The organism is Micromonospora sp. NPDC003776 (assembly GCF_053605645.1).
On the sequence record NZ_JBSGJR010000485.1, the window covers coordinates 1 to 5,540 of the forward strand.

The following is a 5,540-nucleotide window of genomic DNA, read 5'->3' on the forward strand; positions in this document are numbered from 1 at the left end:
ACCTATCTCGGTCGGCGCGAGGTGCGACCGGACCGGCGCGGCGGCGGTGAGCGCGATGGCCACGACCGCGACGGCCAGCGCGCCCGGCACGGCCCAGCGGCGCGCGAAGCGGTGCAGCACCAGCCAGGCGAGCACCACCGGGCCGGCCAGCCGGGGCACCTCGACCAGGGCCCGGACGGGCGCGGTGCAGAGCGGCAGCAGCACCCCGGCGAGCATGGCGCTGGCGATCGGGCCCGGGATCGCCGCGACCGCCCGGCCGAGCGGTGGGACCAGCCCGGCGGCGGCGATCAGCACACCGGTGAGCAGGAACGCGCCGACGGCCGCCGGCCAGCCGCCGGGCACCGGGCCCGTGGCGACGAGCAGCGCGGCGCCCGGGGTGGACCAGGCGATGGCGAGGGGCATCCGGTGCCGCAGCCCGAGCCAGACGGCGCAGCAACCGGTGGCGACGCAGAGCGCGAGCAGGCCGGAGGCCGCCTGCGCCTGGTCGGCGCCGACCGCGCGCAGCCCGGCGAGGACCACCGTGAACGAGCTGGCGAAGCCGACCAGGGCGGTGACCACCCCGGCCAGCACGGGTTGGAGTCGCCCGGCCATGCCCCACCTCCGTCCGGCGTTCCGTTTACGGAACGGCACGGTGTAGGACGATAGCCGCCATGGCAGCTGCCCCACCAGCCGGTGACCACACTGCGGACGAGGTCGGCCGGCGGATCCGCGCCCTCCGCGAGGAGCGGGGGCTGTCTCTGTCCACCCTCGCCCGGCGCGCCGGCGTCGGAAAGGCCACCCTCTCCGGCCTGGAGAACGGCACCCGCAACCCCACGCTGGAGACCCTCTACGCGGTCACCGCGCAGCTCGGGGTGCCGCTCACCGCCGTCCTCTCCGGGCCGGCCGACACGCCGACCGTACGAGGCGCCGCGGTGGGCGCCACCCTGCTGGAGGTCTTCACCGACACCGACGCGACGTACGAGCTCTACCGGATGCGGGTCGCCCCCGGGCCGGCGCAGCTCTCCCCCGCGCACCAGGCGGGGGTCACCGAGCACGTGACCGTCTTCTCCGGCGTGCTGCGCGCCGGGCCGGTGGACGCCCCGCTGACCGCCGGGCCGGGCGAGTACCTGCGCTGGACCTCGGACGTGCCGCACAGCTACGCCGCCGTGGGCGACGAGCCGGTCCGGGCGAGCCTGCTGCTGCGCTATCCACGCGGCTGACCACGATGGATGAAGCCGGCGAGACACGCTGATCTTCCTCGGCCATACCCGGTGTGTAGAGACGAGGGCGGGGTCTTCTTGGCAAGCTTGACCCCATGACGCTGATCCTCCGCTCGGCCATCCTCAACGACGTCGGCCTCGTCCGGACCAACAACGAGGACTCCGCACTCGCCGGTGACCGCCTCGTGGCGGTGGCCGACGGCATGGGCGGCCTCCCCGCGGGGGAGGTGGCGAGCGAGATCGTCATCCGGATCCTGGACGAGCTGACCCCACCCACCGCGCCCGACGAGGCCGCCGACGCGCTGCGCGCCGTGGTGAGCACCGCCAACCAACGGATCCGCGCCGCCATCACGGTGGACCCGGCCCGCGACGGCATGGGTACGACCCTGACCGCCGGCCTGCTCGCCGCCGACACCCTGGTCCTCGCCCAGGTCGGCGACTCCCGCTGCTACCTGCTGCGGGACAACGAACTGACCCAGCTCACCCGGGACGACACCTTCGTGCAGGCGCTGGTCGACCAGGGCGCGCTCTCCCCCGACCAGGCCCGCCACCACCCCCAGCGCTCCCTGGTCACCCGGGCCGTGCAGGGCTCCGACGCGCCGCCGGCCATCGGGGCGCTCGCCGTGTTCCCCGGCGACCGGCTGCTGCTGTGCAGCGACGGCCTCTCCGACTACGTGGAGGACGTCGCCATCGCCTCGGCACTGGCCACCTACCCCGACCGGCAGCACTGCGGCGAGCAGCTGGTGAAGCTGGCCCACCAGGCCGGCGCCCCGGACAACGTCACGGTGATTGTCTCCGACGTCACCGAGGCCTGACCGACCAATCCGGTTGCGGGGGCGGCCGACCCGGGTTGGGATGGACGGATGCTCATCCGCCGGTTGGCCGCCGAGGAACGCCTCACCACCACCTTCCCCCTCCAGGCGTACGCGTTCGAGGCGTCGCCGATGGGCGCGTCCCGGGTCGACGAGTTCCGCGCGTACCTGCCGTACAACGCGGGCAACCGGACCCTGGTCGTGGAGGAGGGCGGGAACGTCGCGGCGGCCGCCTCGGCGATCCCGATGCGGCAGAACCTGCGCGGCAGCGTGCTGCCGATGGCGGGCGTGGCCGGGGTGGCCACCCACCCGCTGGCCCGCCGCCGCGGCCACGTCCGCAACCTGCTGCACCGGCTGCTCGACGAGCTGCGGGACGAGGGCCACGCGTTGACCGCGCTCTACCCGTTCCGCGCCTCGTTCTACGAGCGCTTCGGGTACGTCGGGCTGCCCCGCCGGCGTACCGCGACCTTCTCCCCGGCCGACCTGGCACCGCTGCTCCGCGCCGACCTGCCCGGAGAGGTGACCTGGGAGCGGATCGGGGCCGGCTACCCGACGTGGCGCGCGTACACCGAGCGCTGCCTGCGCGAGCGGCACGGGTTCGCCATCTTCCCGGACTTCCGCGCCGTCGCCCAGCGGGACCGGGACGACCGCTGGCTGCTCACCGCCGTCCGGGACGGTGCGACCGTCGGCGCGGTCACCTACCGGATCGACGACCACGGCGGCACCCTGCACGCCGACGACCTGCTCGCCGAGGACCCGTACGCGCGGGCGTCCCTGCTGCAGTTCTTCGCCCGGCACGTCGACCAGGTGGAGCGGATCAGCGTCCAGCTCCCCGCCGACGAGCTGCCCGAGCTGTGGCTCACCGACCTCGCGGTGCACGTCGAGGCGCGGGTCTCCCGGCCAGGCTCACCCGCCCCGATGGCCCGGCTGCTGAGCCTGGACGCGCTCGCCGACCTGCCGACCGGGGCCGGGCGCGTCCGCGTCGAGCTGGTCGGGGACCGCTGGCTGGCCGGCAGCCACCTGCTCGACGGCACCACCGGAAAGCTGGAGCTGCTGCCGGGCGACAGCGCCGCACCGGGCAGCGTGCCGACCACGACGCTCACCGCCGCCGGCCTCTCCGCCCTGGCGTACGGGGTGCTCGACCCGGCCGACGTCGTCATCCGGGGACTGGGTGAGGTGCCGGCGGACGCGGCGGCCGAGCTGCGCCGGATCTTCCCGCGTGAGCTGCCGTACCTCTTCGCCGACTTCTGAACCCGTTTCCGATTTTCCGGCGAGGGTAGGGTCCTGCGCGTGCCGGAATGGTTGGAAGCGGGACTCTGGGGGCTGCTGGCCGGGTCCGCCCTGCTGATCGGGGCGGTCGCCGGATTCTTCGCGCGGGTGCCGGCCCGCGTCATCGCGTCGGTGATGGCGTTCGGCGCCGGTGTGCTGCTCTCCGCCGTGTCGTTCGAGCTGATCGCCGAGGCGCACGAGCAGGGCGGGCTGCTGCCGGTCACGATCGGGGCGGCGGCCGGGGCGCTCGCGTACACCGGGGCGAACGTCCTGCTGGCCCGCCGGGGCGCCCGGCACCGCAAGCGCTCCGGCGACCAGCAACCGTCCGAACAGGAGCAACCCGGCTCGGGCACGGCCATCGCGATCGGCGCGCTGCTCGACGGCGTACCGGAGTCGGTGGTGATCGGCGCGAGCCTGCTGGCCGGCGGGCCGGTCAGCCTGGTCACGGTGATCGCGGTCTTCCTCAGCAACGTGCCGGAGGGCCTGTCCAGCGCCGCGGGCATGCGCCAGGCGGGCCGCACCCGGCGGTACGTCTTCCTGCTCTGGACGGCGATCGCCCTGATCAGCGGCGTGGCGGCGCTGGCCGGCTACACGCTGCTCGGTGGCGCCCCGCCGGAGGTGCTGGCCACCATCACGGCGCTGGCGGCCGGCGCGATCCTCGCGATGATCACCGACACCATGGTCCCGGAGGCGTTCGATGACGCCCACCTGCTGGTCGGCCTGGTCACCGTCCTCGGCTTCCTCACCGCCTTCGCCCTCTCCCACGCCTGACCGTCGACGGCGGGAGCCGGCCTCGACGGCCGGCTCGCCCGGGAGCCGCGCTCGACCTGCGGCAGACCGGGCTCTCCCCGCCCGCGAAGGCGCCGCTCTGCCGCAGGCCGAGTCGATCCCGGGTGCGGGCGGGATTAGCGGGGGGTTAAGGATTCCGCCGGCGGTCGTGCGGGGACGGACCGCGCTCCTAGCATCGGCGGGTGCGTTCGAAGCCGACCATCGCCGTCCTCGCCCTCACGGTCGCCCTGACCGCGCTGCCCGGCTGCGGATCCGGTGGGCCGTCCACCTCGGACCGGGCCGCTCCGGTCGCGGCGACCGGCACCGCCGCCGCGCCGACCGTGACCCCGACGGCCGGTCCGAGTGCCCGCACCGGCCTCGGCACCGCCCGCCCCAGCCCGTCAACGCGCGCCTTCCGCGCCGGCAACCAGGCAGGACGGGCGGCCGTGCCGGCGGAGGCGCGGGCGGTGGACACCTCGCACCCCACCCGTACGATCGGCACCGGCACCGCCGCGAGCTGCACCTCGGCGGCGGTGGTGCGGGCCGTGGCGGCCGGCGGCATCATCACCTTCGACTGCGGCCCCGACCCGGTCACCATCCGGATGACGGCGACCGCGAAGGTGGTCAACTCGCACGGGCCGCGGATCGTGCTGGACGGGGGCGGCAAGGTCACCCTGAGCGGCGGGGGCCAGCGCAGGATCCTCTACCTGAACACCTGCGACCAGGCCCAGGGCTGGACCACCTCGCACTGTCAGAACCAGGACCACCCGCAGCTCACCGTGCAGAACCTGACCTTCGCCGACGGCAACTCGACCGGCGACCGGACCGAGGGCGGCGGCGGTGGGGCGATCTTCGTCCGCGGCGGCCGGGTGAAGGTGGTCAACTCCCGCTTCGTCGGCAACCGCTGCGACCGCACCGGCCCGGACCTGGGCGGTGGGGCGCTGCGCGTGCTCAGCCAGTACGAGAACCGCCCGGTGTACGTGGTCAACAGCACCTTCGAGCGCGGAACCTGCGCCAACGGGGCGGGGATCAGCAGCATCGGAGTCTCCTGGACGGTGCTGAACAGCGTCTTGCGCGACAACCGGGCGGTCGGGAGCGGGGCCAACCCGGCGCGCTCCGGCACCCCCGGCGGGGGCAGCGGCGGCGCGATCTACTGCGACGGGAACGAGTTCGCGGTGCGCGTCGCCGGCACGATCATCGAGGACAACCGGGCCAACGAGGGCGGCGGGGCGATCTTCTTCGTCAGCAACAACCGGACGGGCACCCTCCGCATCGAGGGCTCCACCCTGCGCCGCAACCCCAGCCAGGGCTTCGAGACCAACGGCTACCCCGGCATCTTCTTCCTCGGCGCCCACCCACCGACCCTCACCACCTCCACCCTCCGCTGACCCCCGCCCCGGTCCCGCCCTGGTCCCTTCCTGGGGTCCGTTGATCAAGGGGTTTGGGGGGAATTTAAATCCGCCGTGACGCCAACACCATGATCAACCCCGCC

General features: G+C 74.4%; 6 protein-coding genes. 5 read left to right on the forward strand and 1 reads right to left on the reverse strand.

All coding sequences use genetic code 11. The features are described from left to right. A partial coding sequence (locus ACWEVO_RS28850) for a benzoate/H(+) symporter BenE family transporter (protein ID WP_452310629.1) occupies positions 1-591 on the reverse strand: 591 nt, incomplete at its 3' end. A gap of 59 nt (positions 592-650) precedes the next feature. Between ACWEVO_RS28850 and ACWEVO_RS28855 the strand changes: the two genes are divergently transcribed. From ACWEVO_RS28855 to ACWEVO_RS28875, 5 genes are all read left to right on the forward strand, one after another. Continuing rightward, positions 651-1,199, forward strand: coding sequence for a helix-turn-helix domain-containing protein (locus ACWEVO_RS28855; RefSeq protein WP_452310630.1), 549 nt, complete (start codon positions 651-653; stop codon positions 1,197-1,199). 95 nt (positions 1,200-1,294) lie between these two features. Further along, the gene (locus ACWEVO_RS28860) at positions 1,295-2,014 is read left to right on the forward strand and encodes a PP2C family protein-serine/threonine phosphatase (protein ID WP_452310631.1); all 720 of its coding nucleotides are present in this window, start codon (positions 1,295-1,297) and stop codon (positions 2,012-2,014) included. Positions 2,015-2,062: 48 nt separating this feature from the next. Further along, positions 2,063-3,262, forward strand: coding sequence for a GNAT family N-acetyltransferase (locus ACWEVO_RS28865; RefSeq protein WP_452310632.1), 1,200 nt, complete (start codon positions 2,063-2,065; stop codon positions 3,260-3,262). A 39-nt stretch (positions 3,263-3,301) separates the two neighbouring features. Then, complete coding sequence (locus tag ACWEVO_RS28870) at positions 3,302-4,051, forward strand: ZIP family metal transporter (protein WP_452310633.1); 750 nt, start codon at positions 3,302-3,304, stop codon at positions 4,049-4,051. A 200-nt stretch (positions 4,052-4,251) separates the two neighbouring features. Beyond that, on the forward strand, positions 4,252-5,436 hold the full coding sequence (locus tag ACWEVO_RS28875) for a hypothetical protein (protein ID WP_452310634.1): 1,185 nt from the start codon (positions 4,252-4,254) through the stop codon (positions 5,434-5,436). The last annotated feature ends 104 nt before the right edge of the window (positions 5,437-5,540 follow it).

Excerpts from the sequence above, each read along its gene's own strand:
- ACWEVO_RS28860 (WP_452310631.1), top strand. The coding sequence starts at position 1,295 with ATGACGCTGATCCTCCGCTCGGCCATCCTCAACGACGTCGGCCTCGTC.
- ACWEVO_RS28865 (WP_452310632.1), top strand. The coding sequence starts at position 2,063 with ATGCTCATCCGCCGGTTGGCCGCCGAGGAACGCCTCACCACCACCTTC.
- ACWEVO_RS28855 (WP_452310630.1), top strand. The coding sequence starts at position 651 with ATGGCAGCTGCCCCACCAGCCGGTGACCACACTGCGGACGAGGTCGGC.